The organism is Cohnella suwonensis, assembly GCF_042655365.1.
Taxonomy (GTDB): domain Bacteria; phylum Bacillota; class Bacilli; order Paenibacillales; family Paenibacillaceae; genus Cohnella; species Cohnella suwonensis.
This window is the reverse complement of the sequence record NZ_JBHSMH010000054.1, coordinates 31,122-50,246: the sequence shown is the minus strand read 5'-3', so window position 1 is coordinate 50,246 and position 19,125 is coordinate 31,122. Positions and strand designations below refer to the sequence as shown.

Sequence of the window (19,125 nt, the reverse complement as noted above, 5' to 3'; positions counted from 1 at the left end):
CCGCGGCGCTTTTATTCATTTACAAGTCTTCCGACACATAATCGTATTCGCTTTCCGCATCCGCGAAAAGCCATTTGCCGTCCTGTTGAACGAGGCTCATCTCCGTAACGGAGCGGTACGGGGGAATCTGCGCGCCTGCCACGCTCTCCACCTTAATGGAGGCCAATATTTTCGCACGGCCATTACCGTATTCGACTATCGCCATCTTATCGATCGTTGCTTTCAAATCGGCATTTTGAAATACATTTTTCAAGTCCTCGATATCCTCCGCCAATCCAGGCGCGTTCGGCACATATACCGCGAGATAGTCGTCGACGTTTTCTTCGTTAACGGCCTTAATCTGCGAATTCAACGCGCCTTCGATCGCCGCCTTGTCCTCTTCGGGCGCTTCTACCGCTTGCTTCCACAAGCTCTCTTCGTCCAACACCCCATACCACAATAGCTCCGAATCATCGATTGCCCACTGTCCGGATGCGTTTTTGCGAAGCGTGTACCGAATATCGCTCTCGTAATCGGCGAAAAACCCATCTCCCTTGACTTTGCGAGTCTGCTCCGTCGTCACGACGACCGCTTCGGCGGAAGAGTAGCTTTCTAAATCCATAGCGGCATAGACGGTGTTCGTTTGAAACTTCGCGAATTGCTCGCGAATACTCGGTTCAATGATCTCGCGAACGGATGCATTGTACAATTCCAGAAAAGCATCAGCATCTTGAGCCGTTTCCGCGGCGGCCAGTTTCGTGAACAAGCCGAACACTTCCGCTTTCTGCTGCGCGGTCGGCCCTTTATCCGTAATTTCCACGGTTCTTTTCGCGCCGTTCCAGACGACGTTTTTATCCGACAGCGTGGCGATGAATCGAACGCCGACCATCGTACGCCCGTTAATGACTTTCATATCCCCGTTAACGGGAACTTTATTGCCGTCCACAAGGGCGGATACCGCACCCAATTTCATCTCGATATTCCGTTCGGCCGACTTCGCTTTCACCGTTTTCGTCGTCGCTACGTAATCGACCGTATAACCCAAAACAGTAAACAAAGTGCGGAATTCCACGAAAGTTTTGCCGTCGATCAAAATCGGAGGCGCTTGAAAGACTACCGCTTTTCCATTTAACAAGACACGAATCGGCTGCGGCTGAGTTGCGGCCGATACCGCGCTAACATTCACGCAAATCAATACGGCAGTTAATGCCATAATCACCCAACGTTTCAACTTTAGTTCCTCCATTTGTTTTATTTCTTATCCCATGTTCACTCTATATCACTCCTATTCAATCTCACAATACTCCAGATATTTCATTCGCGGCACAAGAATAGGGGCCTGAAACTTCCAGGCCCCCGCAGTAAAATGATAATCCGTAGTTAGGCGCGCATCTACAAGTTCTCGTCCGTCAATACGACGGCGTCGACGTCGAGCAGCCACTTTCCTTCGACTTTCACGACGCCGTTCAGAAGAATGCTGCGCGTCGAGGATTGTACGCCTCCGATGTCCGACTCGCTCAGAAGTGAGACGAGCAACTTCGCGTGCGAAGAGCCGTCGTATTCCACGACCGCCCATTGTTCGACGGTCGCTTTGATGCTTCCGTTTTGGAACAGCTCCGTCAAGCTCGCTTTCAGCGCATCCTTATCCGCAACTTCGGACAGCGTGGCGATATAGCCGTCGGCGTCTTTCGCGTTGAAGGCTTTGACTTGATTCTCGAACGCGGCTCCGATCGTCGCTTTCTCCGCTTCGGGAACGTCCGCCGTCTGCTTGAATAATCCCGGGAGGTTCGTGTACTGAACGTACGAGACCTCGACGTCGTAGATTTTCCAGCTGCCGTCCTTTGCCTTATGCAGCGTGTAGCGGGTTTCGGAACGGTTGTCCGGGAAAAATCCGCCGCTGATCTTCGTCGTATTCTCGATAAGAGCGACGATCGCAACCGTATCGGAATAAGACTCCAAATATTTCGCTTCGTAGGTCGTTTTCGTTTTCGCGGACGACCACGTCTTCTTCACCTGCTCGCGATCGATGCTCGCGTCTTCCGCGAACAACGCGACGAGACCGTTGCCGTCCGCGGCCGCTTCCAGCAGCTGAAGCCGGTTGAACACGTCGTATACCGCCGCTTTCTGCTCGGCCGTCGGACCTTGATAGACGAGCGAGATCGTCTTCGTCTTGCCGTCCCATTCGACGCCGAAGTTCGTCAGCTTCCCGGCGAATCGAACGCCGACCATCGCCCTGCCGTTCCGTTCGATCGACTCCCCCGCGCTAGCCAACAACCCGCCGTTCGCGAAGGCTTGTTCGCCGCCGACGGGCACGGCGACGACCGCGTCTTCCGTATTGGCGCGAATCGTCTTCGTCGTCGCGTCGTAACGAGTCTCGTAACCTAGCGCCTCGAAGAGAGCTTCGTAGTCGACGTAGGCTTTTCCGCGATCGACGAATAAACCGTCCCCGAATTCGACCGGCTTGCCGTTCACGGAGACTTTAATCGGGATCGGCGCCTTGACGGCCGTAGCGGGAGTTGCGGTTACGGTTGCCGTCGGGGTCGCGGCAGTCGCCGCGGACGCCGTTCCTCCTATCGCGCATGCGAGCAGGGTACCGCAAGCCAGGAAGGATATACGTTTCAATTCGCGCACCAGCTTTCCGACAAATGTAAGGTTCTACCTATTAATCTAGCTAATGATCGATCGCCCTTCAAGAACCGCAAGTCCTAATACTGGAAAAAAACCTTCTCCGACCCAGGTCTAGCGCGTCTGCCGATTTCCGGTCCGATCCCGGCGAGCCTTCGAGTTGGTAATATTAGGTTCAGAGGAGAGGCCGAAGGCAGCTCCATCGAAGGAGGAATCCCCTTGCGCATCGCCAAATCGTCTTACGTCGTCGCGTTCTTCGCCATATTGGTCAGCCTGTTCCTTGTCGCGCAATATTTCGCCGGAGAAGTCAAAGGCGTCGACTTCGTCAAACAAAAGCTGGATGAAATGAGCTTAAGCGACTTCTGGTACGTCGTGCTGTACGTCCACATCGTCGGCAGCATGGCCGCGATGGTTCTCGGATGGACCCAATTCGTTCGGAAATGGAGAACGAAGTCGCCGCGCGTCCATCGGACGATCGGTAAAATCTACGCGTCGGGCGTCCTTCTCGGCAGCTTGTCCGGCGCTTATCTCGCTTTCTACGCGACGGGCGGCCCGGTCTCCTCCGCCGGATTTCTGCTGCTCGCGATCGCTTGGCTGTATACGATGCTGCGAGGCGTCTCCGCGATCGCCGCGCATGGCGACCGTGCCGCCCATCGGAAATGGATGACGCGAAACTACGCGCTGACTTTCGCCGCCGTCATGCTCCGGCTCTACGTGCCGATCTCTCTCGTTATTTTCGGAGAAGACTCTTTCAACGACTATTACAGGGTCATCGCCTGGTTATGCTGGATACCGAACCTCTTGTTCGCGGAATGGCTCATTCGTCGCGGCGCCGCCAAGATCAACCGCCGATCAAACTCCGCAGGTCGTTCATCGACGGTTTCTTGAACAAGACGTCGACCTTCCCGTCGCCCCAATTCAAGGACTTGATATGCAGCAACTCGGGCAGCCTGTCCCCGATCGGAATGACGCGGTCGGCGAACATCGAGAGCGGGAGCTTGACGCCCTTCAACCGCGCCGATTCCGCCGTCGCGATGACGTTCGGATCGGCCCATCTCAGCCGGTAATCGACCTTGAGCCCCGCGCTGATCTTATCCTTCCAGATAACGTTCAAGTCCGCGTGCAGCAGATCGCCTTCCAATCGGAAGTCCGCTCCCGTCACGAGCACGTCCTTCTCGACTTGCGGCTGTTCCGCCAGCGACTTTTTCGCCAGATTCACGATGTCCTCGTCGGTCAACGACAACTCCGTCGACATGCGCTTGGCCATGCTCAGCGCCCGGTCCTTCAGCGGCACGTTCTCGTAAGCCAAATCCAGATTCCTGTCCGGCTTCGCGTAGTACAACGCACCGACGCCGGCCCCGACGACGATAATCGCGAATACGAAAAATCCGATCAGCCATTTTCTCATCCTACGTATGTCCCCTCCCCTGCCGCCGCGCGAACTCGTACGGCTCACCATTGACTTCCGCTTCGCGGAAGAGTATAACAATGAATAACATTCCACGACGGGAACGCGTTGCCCGGTTCCTTCGGTCCCCAGAGAGTCGGCGAATCGCTGCGAGCCGACGGCCGAAGTCCGGACGATATCCTCCCCGAGAAGCCTCGACGAATCGCCGGCTCAAGCCGGCCAAGTAGCCGCGGACGGACTCCCCCGTTACGGGAACGCCGTATCTTTTATACGGCATGCGAGCGCCTAACGTTGCGCCGGGAAGGATCCGGTCGCGCATTAGGAACGAGGGTGGTACCGCGGATCTCGATCCGTCCCTTACTTTTGGGGACGGTTTTTTTGCATTCATTTTTCGAAAATCGTCCAATCGCCTCTGAGCTGCAATCGCCATTTCATCCCCATCCGGAAAGGAAAATGCCGTATGACAGACCGCAACGCCGACCGTTCCGTTTCCCTCGCAGACATCCTGAACGCCCATCGCGTCCTGCAGGACGTCGTCCAACCGACGCCTCTTCAGTTCAACCGGGCGTTGTCCGACAAATTCGAATGCAACGTCTACCTGAAGCGCGAGGATCTGCAAGTCGTCCGGTCATTCAAAATCCGCGGCGCTTACACGCTGATCGCTTCGCTTCCCGAAGAGGAACGCGCCAGGGGCGTCGTCTGCGCGAGCGCGGGCAACCACGCCCAAGGCGTCGCCTATTCGTGCCGTAAACTCGGCATTCCGGGCATCATCTACATGCCGGCGACGACGCCGCGGCAGAAAATCAACCAAGTGCGCCTGTTCGGCGGCGAATTCGTGGACATCCGTCTGACCGGAGACACGTTCGACGATGCGTACGCCGAAGCGATCCGCGTCAGCGAGAGGGAGGAGCTTCCTTTCGTCCATCCGTTCGACGACCCCCGCATCGTCGCCGGCAACGCGACGGTCGGCAAGGAAATCATCGAAGGCGGCGCCCCCGACATCGACCTGTTGCTCGTAACGATCGGAGGGGGAGGCCTCGCCGCGGGAGTGTCGACCTACATCAAGGCGATCAGCCCTTCGACGCGAATCGTCGGCGTCGAGCCGGAAGGCGCGCCGTCAATGAAGCAAGCGTTCGAGCGCGGGCACGTGGTCACGCTCCCGGAGATCGACAAATTCGTCGACGGAGCCGCGGTTAAGCGCGTCGGCGAGCTGACTTACGACGTGTGCCGCGAGCTGCTGGACGATATCGTCGTCATTCCCGAAGGACGCGTATGCACGACGATTCTCGAGCTCTATAACGAGCACGCCATCGTCGCCGAGCCGGCCGGCGCGCTGACCGTCGCGGCGCTGTCCGCGATCCATCCGGAGCAGCTTCGGGGCAAGACGGTCGTCTGCGTCATCAGCGGCGGCAACAACGATATCGACCGCATGCAGGAGATCAAGGAGCGCTCGCTCATTTACGAAGGCTTGAAGCACTACTTCATGATCAACTTCCCGCAGCGCGCGGGTGCCCTTCGCGAATTCCTGGACGACGTGCTCGGCCCGAACGACGATATCGTTCAATTCGAATATACGAAGAAACATAACAAGGAGAACGGCCCCGCTCTCGTCGGCATCGAGCTGAAGATACCTGAAGATTACGGCGGCCTGATCGGACGGATGGAAAGCAAAGGCTTCCGCTTCACGGAGCTTAACAAAGATCCGGTCCTCTTTAACCTGCTGATCTGAGTCCGACCCGATTCGATCCGTTCGCGTGCCCGCTTTATCCGTAATTTACACTCCGGGGTTACAGTGGATGTAGAACGGACATCGGGAAAGCGGGTGCGCGAATGAACAAGCGGCGCAAAATATTCATCCTGTACGCACGCTTCGGCGAAGGCCATTGGCAAGCGGCTTCCGCGCTTCGCCATAGTTTCGAACGGGTAGGCGGCGCGGATACGGTGTTGATCGATTTGCTGGCGGAAGCGCATCCGTTCCTCAACGGGGTCAGCCGCTTCGTCTACGCCAAAAGCTACAACGTCATGCCCCACTTGTACGGCTGGGTATACGAGACGACGAAAGGCATGAACGCGGACTCCCCGTTCGCGAATTGGCTGCACTCGTTCGGCAGCGTCGCCCTGCGCAAGCTGATCGAACGGGAAAGCCCCGACGCGATCGTCCATACGTTCCCCATGCTCGTTCTCCCCTCCGTCTCCCGCAAAATCGGCCTCAGCATTCCCATGTTCAACGTTATTACCGACTTCGATCTGCATCGCCGCTGGGTCCATCCCGCGGTGGATAAATATTACGTCGCGACGGATGATATAAGCAGGCAGCTCCGCTCGCTGGGCGTTCGTCCCGAACGGATCGCGGCCACCGGCATTCCGATCCGGCCGACTTTCCGTCCGGACGGCGCGAGAACCGGCGTCGCCGCCAAGTACGGACTCGACGAGCGCCGTCCCATCGTCATGGTGATGGCTCCCCCGAACGTCCCATCCGCCGAGACGGCGAAGCTTTGCCTTCTGCTGCGCGATCGCTGCGGCGCCCAGGTGGCCGTCGTCTGCGGACGCGACAAGGCACTGCGCGACTCGCTCGCCGCCGGCTTGGCGCCCCGGACGGGAGTCGCCGTGCTCGGCTTCGTCGAGCGCATCGACGAGCTGATGGCCGTTTCCCGTTGCCTCGTCACGAAACCCGGCGGGCTCACCTTATCCGAAGCGATCGCCGCCCGGCTCCCTCTTCTTCTTTACCGTCCCGTACCGGGCCAGGAGCTCGGCAACGCCAAGTACTTGTCGGGCAAAGGCGCCGCCGTCATCTGCCGCGATCCGCACGACGTCATGCACGCCGCGCGCCGCCTTCTCGAGGACGCATCCGAACCGCTCGCGATGCGTGGCGCCCTCGAAGCGCTTCGCAAACCCGACTCGTCGGACCGTATAGCCTTGGATATTGCAAGGCAATTGCATATAATGGAAGAGGCTTCCTCGAAGGCGGCCTCTTTCCCTCGCACGACTTTGTTGCCGACGTCCCGCTGAGCCAGTCACCGCATGGCGCGATTCCGACGCGAATTCGCTTAAAGGGGTTGTTCAAAAAGGGGAGTGCCGCAATTGAACTCATCTTCTACGCAAGCATTCATGAAGAGGGACATGCTGCTGAACTTGATCATTCTTTATTTGGTCGAGTTCGTCCGGGGGGCCGCTCTGATCAGCTTCTTGCCGATCTACGGAGATAAGGCGCTCGGTCTCGACCTGGACGTCATCGGCGCCGCGATCACCGCTCATTACGTGACGGATACGGCGCTGAAGCTCGCGATCGGATATTTGCTCGACCGCTTGTCGGTTCGGACGGTCGTCGGCATCGGCTTGTTCTGTTCGTTCCTCGGCGTCTTCGTCCTGCAATTCGCCGACGTTCCGTGGATCTTCATCGCCGCGGCCGCCATCTACGGCATCGGGATCTCTCCGATCTGGATCGTCTGCCTGACGAAGGTCAAAGAGGACAAGCGCGCGACGCAGATGGGCTTCCTGTATACGATCTGGCTCGTGGGTCTCGGCAGCGGCCCCGTCGTCACGAACCTATTGCTTGACGTCGATCTGGAATTGACCTACTGCGTCATGGCCGGCACGGCGCTCGCTTCTTGGCTTCTGTCGCTGTTCATTCCCGGCAGTCGAAGCATGCACATCGGCGTCGTGCCATTCCGTAAACAACTTTCCGTTCTCGGCAGCCGTTTAAAGGATATGCGGCTCTTGCTGCCGGGCATGGTGCTCCAGACGCTCGGCGCGGGCATGCTGCTGCCGATCTTGCCGAGCTTCGCGGTGAACGGCCTCGGCATGAGCGCGACGCATTACTCCGTCCTGCTGCTGATCGGCGGCGGTTGCACGGTCGTCGGACTCATCCCGATGGGCAAGCTGTCCGACTCGCTTGGCAAAAAATGGTTTCTAATCGCCGGATTTCTGGCGTTCGGAACGGTGCTGTTCGCGCTGACCCAGAAACCGCCGCTCGGCTTGGCGCTATTCTGGGCGTTCTTGCTCGGCATCTCTTACGCAGCGGTGCTGCCGGCATGGAACGCGCTTCTCGCCGCTTTCGTGCCGCCCGGACAGCAAGGACTCGGTTGGGGCGTATTTTCCACGGTCGAAGGCATCGGAGGCATCGTCGGCCCCATCGTCGGCGGCTTGCTTGCCACGTCTTACGGGGAATCGTCCGTCGTCGGGCTCGCCGGCATTTTGTTCGTCTTTATCAGTTCCTTTTATTTGTTCTTCCCGTTCCGACTGTTCAAAGGCGACGAGCCCGTCAAGTAATACGAGGGCTTCCGCGTCGCCGCGGACTGGGACGCAGTTATTTATCGCCGTCAGGGCCGATTGGAGTCGCGTCTATTGGTAATGCATGATTTCGGTTATTACGCTTGGCAATTGCACGAATGGATCGCTTACGTCAAGACGTTGGACCTCGAACAAATCGAACGATGGCTCAAAAAGTACTCCGAGCTCGGGCCGCTCCCCGGCATTCTGTTGCCTTTCTCGGAAGCATTTCTTCCGTTTTTACCGCTCGTCGTCTTCGTCGTCGCCAACACGCTCGCCTACGGCATGTGGCTCGGCTTTCTGTATTCGTGGGTCGGCGCCAGCGCCGGATCGTTGGCGGTATTCCTGATCGTGCGAAGACTCGGGACCCGCAGAGGGGACATGCTCCGCAAGCGATTCCCGAAGACGGAAAAGATGTTCGGCTACGTGGAGCGCAAAGGCTTCACGCCGATCTTTCTTCTGTCTTGCTTCCCGTTCACGCCGTCCTTTCTCGTCAACGTGGCTTCCGGCTTGTCGCGGCTTCCGATGCATACGTTCCTCATCGCTTCGATGCTCGGCAAAGCGGTCATGATCTTCTGCCTCGCCTATCTTGGTAATGATTTGCGCGAGATGATCGACAACCCTTGGAAGATCGTCGTCGCTCTCGTCGTCCTGATCTTACTCTGGCTCGGCGGACGCAGGCTCGAAACCCGGTATAACTGAATAGGCGAAGCCCCTCTACCGTCCTCCTTGGAGCATAACGCCGCGAATCCCGTGGCACCCTAATCGGGCAATCCGATCGAAAAGGAGGAATCGCCATGTCAACGGGCACTCGTCCTTCCGACAAGCAATTGCAAGCCCGCAAGGCGCAATCGGAGGCGGATCGCAAAGGCGAAGGCAAAGCCCGAGCGAAGAAGCTTCAGTCGGAAGCCGATAGCGCGGCCGTCACGAAACACGGAGATTAGGGGGCAGCGACCAATGAGCGATTTCAATGACCGGCTGGATCCGATCTCGGGCGAGCAAGTCGTCGTGGACGGCGTTTACCGGAACGAATGGGGACGCGAGCAGAAATTAAGCCGAGGAGAAACGTTCCCCGCCGACCCGATGCTCGGCGATACGTTATGGACGTTGACGGAGCTGAGCTTCGACAACCATCACCAAGGCCGTACCGACCCGCGCCTTGTGCCGAAGGAAGACGATATCGACAAGCAAGGCAAGATCGACCATCCCCGCCGCCAGATGGACCGCGGGAAGAAGTAAGGGACAACGAAAAAGCGGCAAGCCGTCGTATTGGCTTCCCGCTTTTTTGTTTACGGAAATGATCATGAATATCAGGTACGAAAGGATCGCGGCGGGTAAATTTGCGATTTCGGCCGTGGTGTGCGGAATTGCGGTACGTGGTTGAAGGTGACGTAAATAGTAACAACGTGGTTCCGCTATCTTGGCGAATTCGGTCTATAGGCAAGCCAAACGAAACGAAGGTTCTCACCGCAAATAACCTCGAACACCCGCTTACCGCCGAATAAACGGTGCCTCGCACCGCTAATGTCCTCGAATCCCGCTTCCCGTCGAATTAACGGTGCCTCGCACCGCTAATGTCCTCGAACACCCGCTTTCCGCCGAATTAACGGTGCCTCGCACCGCTAATGTCCTCGAACACCCGCTTTCCGCCGAATTAACGGTGCCTCGCACCGTTAATGTCCTCGAACACCCGCTTTCCGCCGAATTAACGGTGCCTCGCACCGCTAATGTCCTCGAACACCCGCTTTCCGCCGAATTAACGGTGCCTCGCACCGTTAATGTCCTCGAACCCCGCTTCCCGCCGAATTAACGGTGCCTCGCACCGTTAATGTCCTCGAACCCCGCTTCCCGCCGAATTAACGGTGCCTCGCACCGCTAATGTCCTCGAATCCCGCTTCCCGCCGAATTAACGGTGCCTCGCACCGCTAATCTTTCCGGCGGTCACGCGAGATTCCCGTTGCACGCGACAGTTCCGATCCGCCTTAATCCTCGTCGTCTTCCCCTTCGCCCTGCTCGCGATGGAGCCACCGTTCCATCAGCTTGTCCAACCGGCGAAGCTGATCTTCGTACGTATAGACGGCGGAAGTAATGACGAGTATGCGCGCCCGGGAAGTGGCGTCCTCTCCCTGTCGTTCCCCGATGAGCTCCGTCAGCTGGACGGAAGCATCCGGAGGCGGAGCCGCCGCCGTCGCTCCCGGCTTCATCTTGCCTTCCCACTTCCAGAGCAACTGCTCGTGGTAGCCGCACAACACTTCGATCTGACGATCGACGAGATGATTCCAGGCTTTAGGCGTGCTGACTTGCCAATAATGCGACTCCACCGCCTCGATGAGCGTGTACCCTCTCTCGAGCGCGGACAACATGCCCTTGTAGACGACGAGCAGGCGTGCCCGCTTCAGCCGGGCGCCCTTGCGCCATACCCGCTCCTCCGCGAACAAATCGTAGAATTCGTCCAGCTTGCGAAGCTTGTTCCGGAGCAGGCTCTGCTCCTCGCGGTAAACATTCTCCTTTAACTCGTTGGAGACGACCGTCCTCAGCAAGCGGGAAAGAAGCGCCTGCGTCTCCTCCACTTGCTTCACGAACCGGTTGCGATGTCTTGGCGGGGCGACAATGACGTTCACCGCGAACGCGGACGCCATCCCCATGAGAATCGCCTGCAGCCTGTCCCATGCGACCGTCCAACCTTGCCCTTGCGCCTCCATGATGACGACGACGGTCACGAGCGTGAGCGCGATCGTGTCTTCGGTCTTGAGCCGAATGCATAACAGAATGACTCCGACGCAGACGAGACCGACGACGATAGGCGCGTTGCCGAGCAGGCTGACGGCCCCGATCGCGATCGCCGCGCCGAGCACGTTGCTCTGCACCTGCTCCAGCACCTGCATCCACGACCGGTAAATCGAAGGCTGAATCGTGAAGATCGAAGCGATCGCCGCGATGAGCGGCGAGTCCAAGCCGACGAGCGCGCCGACCCAGAGGGCGACCGCCACGGCCAGCCCGGTCTTCAGCACCCTTGCGCCGATCGTCATTCTTGGTCCTCCCCGTTAGCCCCGTCCGTCAACAGCACTTCCGTCTGCGCGACTTGACGCCCGTTCACGACGAGCGCCATCCCGTGAACGCCCGGATAATGGCGGCGGGTGGACAGGTCGGCGAACGAGAAGCTTCTGCCCCCTCTAAGCCTCGAGCCGCCCTCGCATTCCTTCTCGCTTAACTTGAACAGCTTCCGGTACGTCTTTCCCGTCGACCGGGGAAACGAGACCGCGAGCTCGACCCGCAGCTTCGCCGACTCCCCTTCCGGAACGCGGAGCGCGTAACGGAAGTCGACCGATTCGCCGATTCGGAGCGCCTTCGGCTCGATCTCCCATTCCAGCACGTCCACCTGCCTCGGCACGATGCCGAACAGCGCCATCGCCTCCGGATTCGCCGCGCGAATCAAGCCCCGGCAGCCGTGGCGGACGATCCAATCGGTCTCCGGCCTTCGCCTGAACCATCGGGTCGCGACCTCGAGCGCGAGCTCCGGATGGTCCTTGGAGATGTCGTTCAGATTGTTCGCGACGCTTTTCCTCACGTATTCCGATGAATCCGCCTTCAGCGCCTCCAGAATCGGCCAGATCGGTCCGGAATCCCGCTTCAACGTCGGCAAAGCGTCCGCCCAGGGCAGCCTCGGCCTGCAGCCTTCGCTCGCCAACCGGCGCACGTGTTCGTCCGGATGTTGCGACCAACGTTCCATCTGCGCCATCATTCGCGCCTGATCCCGCCTGATGAACGGCCGCACCGCGAACTCCGCGCTCGACAGCTTCGTGAACCGTTCGAGCGCGGCGATCGAACGATCCCAATGATCGAGACCGAACGCTTCCACGAAATCGGGGAAAAACAAATAAGGGAATCCTCGGCATTCGTCCGAGATCGATTCGAGCACGTCCAATGCCTTTCCGTACTCGGACGGCAACGTCGCCCCCAGCGACTCCGTAATTCTTCTCATCCTGCCTTTGAGCTCCAGCCCGTCCCAACCCGAACCGAGCGCCGTCCGCACGAACGCCTCCCCGTCGAACGGACGATGCGCTTCGGCGACCTTGCCGGCGAACGCCCTTAAGAAAGCTTCGTCGTACATCGCTTTGAGCGGTTCTGCCATGTCGATATCCCCCTTGTTGCAATTAACCCATTATACCATGAGGGAACGCCCGTTCCCAGACGGGATTCGCGCCCGCCTCGCGACTTGCCGATAGGGCTTCCGCTCGCCTGCCCGTCCTCTTATAATAGGTGACAGATAGACGCAATTACCGGGAGGCATGAACGGCTTGATCCTATTCGTCGTCAACGAGAAATCCGGCAATGGACGCGGCAATAAAATACGGACGAAAGTCGAAGAGAGGCTGCGGGCGAACGGAACGGCCTACGAGATGCTGGCCACTTCGTCGGAATCGGAGGCGGTCGTCCGCGTCGGGGAAATATTGAAGCGCGGAAGCGTGAAAGCGGTTGCCGTCATCGGCGGCGACGGCACGCTTCACGGCTTGCTTCCGGTCGTCGCGGGCTCGGGCATCCCGTACGGTCTTATTCCTTCCGGATCGGGCAACGATACGTCCCGTACGCTCGGCATTCCCGCCGACCCGATGAAGGCGCTCGATATTATATTAGCCGGCAGGACGAGAGCGGTCGACCTGCTCGAGACGTTCACGGAGGGCGGCGTCAAGCAACGCACGCTGACCGCCGTCGCCGTCGGTCTCGACGGGGAAGTCGCGGCCGACGTGAACGGCTCCCGCTACAAGAGCTGGTGCAACAAGCTTGGCGTCGGCTCACTCGCTTATATCATCGGCTTGTTCCGCGCATTGACCAAGTTCAAGCCGCGTTCGATCACGGTAACGGTCGACGGCGTCGCGCGAGAGTTCTCGCGAGGCTGGCTGTCCGTCATCGCGAGCGGACCTAGCTACGGCGGAGGCTTGCGCATCTGCCCGGACGCGAAACCCGACGACGGCAGGCTTCACGTGTGCGTCGTCCATAATTGCGGCGTCGGTCGCATCCTGCTCATCTTCCCGACGCTGCTGACCGGCGGACACGTCAAAAGGACGCGTTACGTCACGATCCTCTCGGGATCGAGCGCAACCGTCCGTTCGTCGTCCCCCATGCTCGCCTTCGGCGACGGCGAGCCTTCCGGCGTCACGCCGATTACCGCGGTCCTTCGCCCGAATCAGCTCGACTTCTTGATCGCCGTGTCCGGGTAACGGAACGGGAGCATGATCTCGAACAGCGTGCCGATGCCGAGCTGGCTCTTGACGTCGATTTTCCCTTGATGGTTGTCGACGATCTTGTAGCTGACCATCAGGCCAAGGCCGGTGCCTCTTTCCTTCGTCGTATAGAACGGCTGGCCCATCTTGGCCAGCTGATCATCGTCGATGCCCGGCCCTTCGTCGCGAATGCGAACGTAGACGCCGTCGCTCTCGCGGGACAGCTTGATCCGTATGGCGCCGCCGTCGATCATCGCTTCGATCGCGTTCTTGATGACGTTGATGAACACTTGCTTGACTTGATTTTCCACGCCGTATATCCACAGAGGATCCGTGCCGTACTCGGCCTCGATCGAGATGTTGTGCAGATTCGCCTGAGTCTCCAGCAACGTGACCGTATCCCTCATCATGACCCTCATATCCTGGTAGGCCAGATCGTACACTTGCGGCTTGGAGAGCATGAGCAGCTCGCTGACGATGTCCTCGATCCGGTCCAGTTCCGCGTTCATGATATCATAGTAGCTGCTGTTATTTTTCCGTCCGGACGCGATCAATTGCAAGAACCCCTTCAGCGAAGTCAGCGGATTGCGGATCTCGTGCGCGATGCCCGCCGCCAATTGCCCCGCCACGTACAGCTTCTCGGAGTTAATCATCAATTCCTCGTTCTTCTTCCGTTCCGAGATGTCCCGGATGATGACTTGAACCGCCGGCTCGTTATCCAGCGTCGTCATCGTCTCCACGATCTCCGTATGGAGCTGCTTCCCGTGAAGCGTATACCATTCCTGCTCGATTGCCTTCCCGCTACCCGCGAACACGAGATTATGCAGCCGCTCCTTCATCGCGTGATGGTCTTTGACCGGCAGAAACGCGTAGATCGACTTCCCTAGCAATTCCCCTTCCGACTTCGCTTCGAACATCCTCACGCCCGCGGCGTTGACGAAGACCCATCGGTCGCCTTTCAGAATGGCGATCGTATCGAGGGAATTCTCGACGAGAAGCCGGTAGCGCTCGTCCATCTGGCCGAGTCGCTTGTCGATGTACCACGTTACGATCGTAGACAATAGGATGAGCATTACGCCGATCGCGATAATGATCGCCAGCAGGTTGATGTCCTTGTACAGCTTGTCCGACGTGACGTAGATGCTATCCGCGTATTCGAGCTGCACCGCCGATTTGCCCAGCATCTGCATGCAGACGACCGATGTGCCGAGCAGCAGGCTCGCCATGAACTGCCTGTAGCGTAGCGTTCCTTCGGACAGCAAGAAAGACAAGTGCGTGCCGATGAAAATCAAGCCGACCGCCAAGCTCAGGTACAGCGGACTGACGGCGAAGCTCTCCATTTCCCGGCCGAACAAGCTCATGAAATTCATGATGGTAATGCCGAACGCCAGTATCGAGCTGCCGATGACCAGCCGGTTCCTTCCGATGCCTTGGAACGTAAACATGACGAACGCCATGAGCGAGAAGAAAATGATCAGCATGAGCGTGACGGGACCGATCCACGAAAAATGGATCTGGTCTTCGTAGTTGAGCCTCAATATGAAGTGCTTCGCCCACATCCCTATTCCGAACACGGAGGCGCCGCCCACGAGCCAGAATTGCCGGAAGTTGCCGTTCGTTCTTTTCAGATTGCCTAAAAAGTTGAACATGGTATATGATGCGAGTATGCTGATTAACAGTGCCAGAAGTAAGAAAAACGCGGGCCAGAAAGACACAGCGGTACCGTTCATAGGTTCATCCCTCGCAATAACAGACATGAAAGTCCCTTGTTTTATAGCATTCGACGAATGGCAGCAAATTCCTTTTCCGAATTTGTCTAAAATTGGAGGAACTCCTAGGTGATAAGATCCACATTACAAGAATTTAAGACTTTCGCCATGCGCGGGAACGTCGTCGACTTGGCGGTCGGCGTTATTATCGGCGCGGCGTTCGGCAAGATCGTCACGTCGCTCGTCAACGATATCGTCATGCCGCCGATCGGCAAAATGCTGGGCAACGTCGATTTTAAGGATTTGTATTGGAATTTGGATCCTGGGAAGTTGCTGGAGGGTAAAGAGCCGGAATCGTTGGATCAGGCACGGCAAGCCGGAGCCGCAGTTATCGCTTACGGACAGTTTCTAAGCATTCTGATAGACTTCTTGCTCGTCGCTTTCTGCGTATTCCTGCTCGTGAAAGTGCTGAACCGGCTGAGCCGAAAAAAAGCCGAAGAAGCTCCCGCCGCCGCGGAGCCGACGACGCGGGATTGCCCGTACTGCTTGTCCGCCATTCCGCTCGCCGCGTCCAAATGCTCGCACTGCACGTCCGACATCGATCCGGTCGGACAAGCTGCCGGCGCTAAAGGCTAACGCCGGATGGCTGAAATATTCGACGTCTATGACGAAGAGGGCAACTGGACCGGAACCGAGGAGCGCGCGAAAGTACACGTGCTCGGCTTATGGCACCACACGGTGCACTGCTGGCTCGTTCGCCGCGGAGACGGCGGCCAAGCTAGCATTCTGTTTCAGAAGCGCTCCTCCGGCAAGGACACGAACCCCGGATGCCTGGATATCACGGTGGCCGGCCATCTGGCCGCCGGAGAGACGCCTCACGACGTCGTTCGCGAGTTGGAAGAGGAACTGGGTATCGGTGCGGAATTCGAGGAATTGACTTCGTTCGGGATAGTGAGGGAACATGCAGAAGGCACGATCGGCGGCAAGCCTTACGTGGATGCGGAGATCAGCCACGTGTTCGGCTTAGTGACGGAGACGAATCTCGCGGATTTTCGCTTGCAGGTGGAGGAAGTCACCGGGCTGTACGAGGCCAACGCGGCCGAGCTCATCTCGCTGATGAACGGAACCCTCAGCCGGCTGATCGTCGAAGGCGTCGAGCTCCGCGACGGCAAGCTCGTCGAGTCGGTCATCAAAGTCGGCCGCGAGTTGTTCGTACCACGCGATTTTGGGTATTACGTAGAAGTGTTCGAATTCCTGCGCGGGTTAACCGCGGGACGGTAAGACGATGGAAAAGCTCCAGAAGACCGGGGAACCGGCGCTTCCGGAGCTTTTTTTGAAGTGTTCGCTCGACCCCAGGCACCCATTCGCGCGTCAGGACTCGCGTAATTCGGTTTCGCCTGACTACAGGCGCAGATCAGCTTGGAGCGGCTCGCGTAATTCGGTTTCGCCTGACTGAGGTGCAGATCAGCTTGGCGCGGCTCGCGCAATTCGGTTTCGCCTGACTAGAGGTGGAAATCCACGCGGCGCAGCTCGCGCAATTCGGTTTCGCCTGACTACAGGCGAAGATCCGCTTGGCGCGGCCCGTGCAATTCGGTTTCGCCTGACTACAGGCGCAGATCCACTTGGCGCGGCCCGTGCAATTCGGTTTCGCCTGACTACAGGCGCAGATCAGCTTGGCACGGCCCGCGCAATTCGGTTTTACCTGATTACAGGCGCAGATCAGCTTGGCACGGCCCGTGTAATTCGGTTTCGCCTGACTACAGGTGCAGATCAGCTTGGCGCGGCTCGCGTAATTGGGTTTCGCCTGGCTACAGGCGCAGTTCCGCTTGGCGCGGCTCGCGTAATTCGGTTTCGCCTGACTACAGGCGAGGAATTCGCTGCAATTATTGTGGTAGAAGGACGATCGGCTGCCATTGCAGTCGCCCGTCGATGATTTTGCCTTCGTTCCAGCGGCCGGTCGCGGGATGCCGGAACAGCACTTCGAGCCTGCCGTCCCCGTCGGCGTCCCATACGCGGAACTGCCTGCCATCGTCCATTCGTCCGAACGTCGAACTATCGCCAACCTCCATCCACGGCGCGGCGCTCGCCGGATGCGCCAGCCACCATTTTCCGTCGAAGACGGTGTGCATGAGCACTTCATCCCCATCGCCCGCGAACGCGCCTTGCCAGAAGGAAAGCCCCCTCGCGAAACGGCCCTGCCCCTCCCAGTTCCGGTACCAGCGGTCGACCATGTGATGGATGTTGTAAAATTCGGTGTGGCGCGGCGCCGTGTCGAAATCGTTGATCTCGGGATCGCCGAATACCTTTGCCGCCTCCTGATGGATGCAGGCGTGCAGACTCGACGATTCGATGAACCGGCCGAGTTCGTCGGCGGTGGCGAAAGACTCCGGCTGAAACAGAACCCGCGCCTCCGCATCCTGGTTGTAGCACCGCGATTGCCTGATCGGCTCGGGCACGGAAGCCCATGCCTCGACGAGCCGCGGATCGTTGCCGTTCTGGTTATACCAAGCCATCGCGCGGCCGATGAAGTCGCGGTGAAACCGCAAAAACTCCTGCCCGTAGCCGGGAGGAGGATTGCTCGTGTCCACGTTGTGCCGGGCGTGATGCCAGCTTTTATGTTCTTCCAGCAGCGCTGGCGGGAAATTCGGAATGGTCGGCATGCGGTAAGCCTCCTCGATCGCCGGAAGCGCGCCGTTGGCGCGGCAGGCGGATGCCTACAGCATATGCATGCGGCTGGCGGAAGGCGACGGATGCCGTCGATGAGGTCGTAGCCCTTGTCAGCAAATGATTGGGCGGCTTGGAGTCGCTTCGGGGGGCTGTAGTTGCTTGCATGCCAGGTCAATAATGGATGAATCTTTCCACATTCCCCCGAAATAACGTCCTGCCGCTGTCACTACTTACGCCCCTTGATTTAATGGAGACATGAGCAGGAACCCTTGATTTCCGTTATTACTCCGGCGGCAACCCCGCTGCTTTGCGAACTTCGTTGGCTAACCGGTTGAACTCGTCCTTGTCCGTTTTCGTTGTGGCGACGTACCAACCCGCGGATAGAAACCGGATGATTTTAGTCGCGTCTTCTTGGCTCATCTCGTCTCCCCCTCCTCCCGTTTGCGTACTCCACCAGCCCTCGTTGCCGTAGCCGTCGTTCAGATCGGCTTGAACGCCACCGACGGTTACACCATTCTTGTACTGGTATAGGTTGGCGTGCGCGCTTTTCTTACCCCCGCTCCAGGCGTACGTTTGCCAGAACCGTTTGCAGGCACTGCGCTTGTACATCTCTTCCACGACCGCATAAGAGCCGTACACCCCCGCGTCGTATCCGGGAATCTGGGCGGCGGCCGCTTTCAGATATTGTTCGATTTCGTCGTAGTCTTGCGGCTGCGCGTCGTAATCGACGGCAAAATAAATCGCGCTGCCGGTAGACTGCTTCAGCGTTTGCGCTTCTTTCCGCGCGGAAGCCCCGTCCTGCTGCCCCGCGGACGATCCGCCGGCCGGCCGGTTCGCGGAAGTCTCGTAGACGGAAACGATCTGCATCCCGGCATTCGTGATCGCCTGCGCCTCGCTCGGGGTCAGGCGCTTCCAGCTGTAGCTGTCCGGCACCAGATAACGGGCAGCGAACTTGTATCCTTCCTTGGCGATCGCCCCGGCCGTCGATGTGGTCAGCGGCGTGGCGCAATCGATACCTTTGGTCATTGTCGATTTCAACTCCTGGTCTGCTTGGCGCGCTATGCTAATTCATTTAATGAGTTCGGACGACCGGGGGTGTCGGCGCATCTCTTGCAGATAGGAAAATTTAACAAATGACTAGATGTCTTCCTGGACGGAATCAAAGAGCGGATTCGACCCGTGGCAACCAGTTGGTAGCGGATTTCAAACCGCCGACACCGGTACGGGAACCAAACGTGAAATGGAC

18 protein-coding genes are annotated in these 19,125 nt (G+C 58.5%); 10 read left to right on the top strand and 8 right to left on the bottom strand.

Annotated features, from left to right (window positions below; translation table 11 throughout):
* Window positions 1-19: 19 nt before the first annotated feature.
* Both ACFPPD_RS15855 and ACFPPD_RS15850 read right to left on the bottom strand, forming a co-directional pair.
* Window positions 20-1,210, bottom strand: coding sequence for a copper amine oxidase N-terminal domain-containing protein (locus ACFPPD_RS15855; protein WP_209748322.1), 1,191 nt, complete (start codon window positions 1,208-1,210; stop codon window positions 20-22).
* 161 nt (window positions 1,211-1,371) lie between these two features.
* Window positions 1,372-2,601 (bottom strand): stalk domain-containing protein, encoded by a 1,230-nt coding sequence (locus ACFPPD_RS15850; RefSeq protein WP_209748320.1) that lies wholly within the window; start codon window positions 2,599-2,601, stop codon window positions 1,372-1,374.
* Window positions 2,602-2,823: 222 nt separating this feature from the next.
* On the opposite strand from ACFPPD_RS15850, the gene ACFPPD_RS15845 reads away from it, so the two are divergent.
* Entirely contained in the window at window positions 2,824-3,492 is a 669-nt protein-coding gene (locus tag ACFPPD_RS15845; protein WP_209748318.1) for a DUF2306 domain-containing protein, read from the top strand.
* Here the strand turns inward: ACFPPD_RS15845 and ACFPPD_RS15840 are convergent.
* Window positions 3,446-4,012 carry a hypothetical protein gene (locus ACFPPD_RS15840; protein ID WP_209748316.1) on the bottom strand — a complete coding sequence of 189 codons (567 nt, stop codon included), beginning with the start codon at window positions 4,010-4,012 and terminating at the stop codon, window positions 3,446-3,448. The two genes, ACFPPD_RS15845 and ACFPPD_RS15840, sit on opposite strands and share 47 nt — an antisense overlap.
* Window positions 4,013-4,472: 460 nt before the next feature.
* Here ACFPPD_RS15840 and ilvA point away from each other — a divergent pair, with 460 nt between their 5' ends.
* From ilvA to ACFPPD_RS15810, 6 genes are all read left to right on the top strand, one after another.
* On the top strand, window positions 4,473-5,741 hold the full coding sequence (gene ilvA / locus ACFPPD_RS15835; RefSeq protein WP_209748314.1) for a threonine ammonia-lyase IlvA: 1,269 nt from the start codon (window positions 4,473-4,475) through the stop codon (window positions 5,739-5,741).
* Between the two features lie 101 nt (window positions 5,742-5,842).
* Complete coding sequence (locus ACFPPD_RS15830; RefSeq protein WP_209748312.1) at window positions 5,843-7,021, top strand: MGDG synthase family glycosyltransferase; 1,179 nt, start codon at window positions 5,843-5,845, stop codon at window positions 7,019-7,021.
* A gap of 99 nt (window positions 7,022-7,120) precedes the next feature.
* Window positions 7,121-8,281 carry an MFS transporter gene (locus ACFPPD_RS15825; protein WP_209748503.1) on the top strand — a complete coding sequence of 387 codons (1,161 nt, stop codon included), beginning with the start codon at window positions 7,121-7,123 and terminating at the stop codon, window positions 8,279-8,281.
* An 81-nt stretch (window positions 8,282-8,362) separates the two neighbouring features.
* Window positions 8,363-8,983 carry a TVP38/TMEM64 family protein gene (locus ACFPPD_RS15820; RefSeq protein ID WP_209748501.1) on the top strand — a complete coding sequence of 207 codons (621 nt, stop codon included), beginning with the start codon at window positions 8,363-8,365 and terminating at the stop codon, window positions 8,981-8,983.
* 95 nt (window positions 8,984-9,078) lie between these two features.
* Entirely contained in the window at window positions 9,079-9,225 is a 147-nt protein-coding gene (locus ACFPPD_RS15815; RefSeq protein ID WP_209748310.1) for a hypothetical protein, read from the top strand.
* A gap of 13 nt (window positions 9,226-9,238) precedes the next feature.
* The gene (locus ACFPPD_RS15810) at window positions 9,239-9,520 is read left to right on the top strand and encodes a transposase (RefSeq protein WP_209748308.1); all 282 of its coding nucleotides are present in this window, start codon (window positions 9,239-9,241) and stop codon (window positions 9,518-9,520) included.
* 743 nt (window positions 9,521-10,263) lie between these two features.
* Here the strand turns inward: ACFPPD_RS15810 and ACFPPD_RS15805 are convergent.
* Both ACFPPD_RS15805 and ACFPPD_RS15800 read right to left on the bottom strand, forming a co-directional pair.
* Window positions 10,264-11,310 (bottom strand): FUSC family protein, encoded by a 1,047-nt coding sequence (locus ACFPPD_RS15805; RefSeq protein ID WP_209748306.1) that lies wholly within the window; start codon window positions 11,308-11,310, stop codon window positions 10,264-10,266.
* Window positions 11,307-12,413: a DNA alkylation repair protein gene (locus ACFPPD_RS15800; RefSeq protein WP_209748304.1), complete on the bottom strand. Its 1,107-nt coding sequence runs from the start codon at window positions 12,411-12,413 to the stop codon at window positions 11,307-11,309. Before ACFPPD_RS15800 ends, ACFPPD_RS15805 begins: the two co-directional genes overlap by 4 nt.
* Window positions 12,414-12,570: 157 nt before the next feature.
* Here ACFPPD_RS15800 and ACFPPD_RS15795 point away from each other — a divergent pair, with 157 nt between their 5' ends.
* Window positions 12,571-13,500: a diacylglycerol/lipid kinase family protein gene (locus ACFPPD_RS15795; RefSeq protein ID WP_209748302.1), complete on the top strand. Its 930-nt coding sequence runs from the start codon at window positions 12,571-12,573 to the stop codon at window positions 13,498-13,500.
* Here ACFPPD_RS15795 and ACFPPD_RS15790 read toward each other — a convergent pair.
* On the bottom strand, window positions 13,467-15,152 hold the full coding sequence (locus ACFPPD_RS15790) for an ATP-binding protein (protein WP_209748300.1): 1,686 nt from the start codon (window positions 15,150-15,152) through the stop codon (window positions 13,467-13,469). The two genes, ACFPPD_RS15795 and ACFPPD_RS15790, sit on opposite strands and share 34 nt — an antisense overlap.
* 192 nt (window positions 15,153-15,344) lie before the next feature.
* On the opposite strand from ACFPPD_RS15790, the gene mscL reads away from it, so the two are divergent.
* Window positions 15,345-15,848, top strand: coding sequence for a large conductance mechanosensitive channel protein MscL (gene mscL / locus ACFPPD_RS15785; RefSeq protein ID WP_209748500.1), 504 nt, complete (start codon window positions 15,345-15,347; stop codon window positions 15,846-15,848).
* Window positions 15,849-15,854: 6 nt separating this feature from the next.
* Window positions 15,855-16,493 (top strand): NUDIX hydrolase, encoded by a 639-nt coding sequence (locus ACFPPD_RS15780; protein WP_209748298.1) that lies wholly within the window; start codon window positions 15,855-15,857, stop codon window positions 16,491-16,493.
* Window positions 16,494-17,095: 602 nt separating this feature from the next.
* On the opposite strand, the gene ACFPPD_RS15775 is transcribed toward ACFPPD_RS15780, so the two are convergent.
* Together ACFPPD_RS15775 and ACFPPD_RS15770 are read right to left on the bottom strand one after the other, a co-directional pair.
* Entirely contained in the window at window positions 17,096-17,872 is a 777-nt protein-coding gene (locus tag ACFPPD_RS15775; RefSeq protein WP_209748296.1) for a hypothetical protein, read from the bottom strand.
* A 289-nt stretch (window positions 17,873-18,161) separates the two neighbouring features.
* Window positions 18,162-18,905, bottom strand: a complete 744-nt coding sequence (locus ACFPPD_RS15770) for a DUF1906 domain-containing protein (RefSeq protein WP_209748294.1) — start codon at window positions 18,903-18,905, stop codon at window positions 18,162-18,164.
* Window positions 18,906-19,125: the final 220 nt, after the last annotated feature.

What these genes read in the sequence shown, in the direction of transcription:
- ACFPPD_RS15840 (WP_209748316.1), bottom strand. Translation starts at nt 4,012, where the DNA reads ATGAGAAAATGGCTGATCGGATTTTTCGTATTCGCGATTATCGTCGTC.
- ilvA (WP_209748314.1), top strand. Translation starts at nt 4,473, where the DNA reads ATGACAGACCGCAACGCCGACCGTTCCGTTTCCCTCGCAGACATCCTG.
- ACFPPD_RS15830 (WP_209748312.1), top strand. Translation starts at nt 5,843, where the DNA reads ATGAACAAGCGGCGCAAAATATTCATCCTGTACGCACGCTTCGGCGAA.
- ACFPPD_RS15825 (WP_209748503.1), top strand. Translation starts at nt 7,121, where the DNA reads ATGAAGAGGGACATGCTGCTGAACTTGATCATTCTTTATTTGGTCGAG.
- ACFPPD_RS15820 (WP_209748501.1), top strand. Translation starts at nt 8,363, where the DNA reads ATGCATGATTTCGGTTATTACGCTTGGCAATTGCACGAATGGATCGCT.
- ACFPPD_RS15815 (WP_209748310.1), top strand. Translation starts at nt 9,079, where the DNA reads ATGTCAACGGGCACTCGTCCTTCCGACAAGCAATTGCAAGCCCGCAAG.
- ACFPPD_RS15810 (WP_209748308.1), top strand. Translation starts at nt 9,239, where the DNA reads ATGAGCGATTTCAATGACCGGCTGGATCCGATCTCGGGCGAGCAAGTC.
- ACFPPD_RS15805 (WP_209748306.1), bottom strand. Translation starts at nt 11,310, where the DNA reads ATGACGATCGGCGCAAGGGTGCTGAAGACCGGGCTGGCCGTGGCGGTC.
- ACFPPD_RS15800 (WP_209748304.1), bottom strand. Translation starts at nt 12,413, where the DNA reads ATGGCAGAACCGCTCAAAGCGATGTACGACGAAGCTTTCTTAAGGGCG.
- ACFPPD_RS15795 (WP_209748302.1), top strand. Translation starts at nt 12,571, where the DNA reads ATGAACGGCTTGATCCTATTCGTCGTCAACGAGAAATCCGGCAATGGA.
- ACFPPD_RS15790 (WP_209748300.1), bottom strand. Translation starts at nt 15,152, where the DNA reads ATGTTCAACTTTTTAGGCAATCTGAAAAGAACGAACGGCAACTTCCGG.
- ACFPPD_RS15780 (WP_209748298.1), top strand. Translation starts at nt 15,855, where the DNA reads ATGGCTGAAATATTCGACGTCTATGACGAAGAGGGCAACTGGACCGGA.
- ACFPPD_RS15775 (WP_209748296.1), bottom strand. Translation starts at nt 17,872, where the DNA reads ATGCCGACCATTCCGAATTTCCCGCCAGCGCTGCTGGAAGAACATAAA.
- ACFPPD_RS15770 (WP_209748294.1), bottom strand. Translation starts at nt 18,905, where the DNA reads ATGACCAAAGGTATCGATTGCGCCACGCCGCTGACCACATCGACGGCC.